We start from the raw sequence: 800 nt of genomic DNA on the forward strand, positions 1-800 counted from the left end.
TCGGGGGTTACGTGCCAGGTCGGGGAGGTCCCGTACATTTTCGATCAGCTGCAGGCGGGTCGCCGCCCGCCGCTCCGCCTCCGCGGCGCGGGCAGCCGGGTCGGGAAACCTCACAGCCAGCGTGCGGGTGAACCGGCCAACCAAAAAGTCATGGATCTGTGTGGGGGTGAACTCTGTCAGCCGCACGATGAACCGCCCCAGCGTCCGCTCGACCTTCTCCCCGGTCTTTGTCAACACCTCACCGTCGGTGAGGAAGAACTCGGCCCGGCTCGTTACGACGATCTTCGCCCGGCTGGCGGTCGCCACCGGGCCGCCGGCACCGGTACCGATGCCGGTGCCGCTCCGGTCGTCGAAGGCCGCCAGGATGGTGTCGAGGTGCGCGCCCGCGCGCTCGTAGGTGACGCGGGCCGCGAGTTCGTCGAAACCATCGAAAATCAGTATCAGTCGGCCGTGTGCCAGCATGTAGCGGAACGCGTCAAGGTCGGGCCGGCGGATCTGGGAGTCCACCAGGTGCTGGGCGACGAGCCGGTCGAGTTCAAGGGACTTCTCCAGGTGCCGCAGCTCGATGAGCATCGGGTTCACGTGCGGGAGGTGGTGGGGTAACGCTAGGGCGAGTTCGTGGGTGAGGAAGGTCTTGCCGTGCCCGGAGTCGCCGAGCACGAGGATGAACCGGGCCTCGTCGGTGGTCAGCCATTCGACGATCTGATCAAGTGCGGGGCCGGGCACCGCGGCGGCCGTACGGTCGACCCGCCGGATGTGCTGCGGCACGTACAGCTCGGGTGGGTAGTCCCGGTCGGTGT

Annotated in this window: 1 protein-coding gene; it reads right to left on the bottom strand. The window is 67.8% G+C overall.

The window, feature by feature from the left end:
- Window positions 1-800, bottom strand: an 800-nt coding sequence (locus MJ783_RS23110) for an NACHT domain-containing NTPase (protein ID WP_239313967.1), incomplete at both ends; no start/stop codon positions are given.

Origin of the sequence: Protofrankia sp. Cj3 (assembly GCF_917627355.1) — a bacterium.
GTDB lineage: Bacteria > Actinomycetota > Actinomycetes > Frankiales > Frankiaceae > Protofrankia.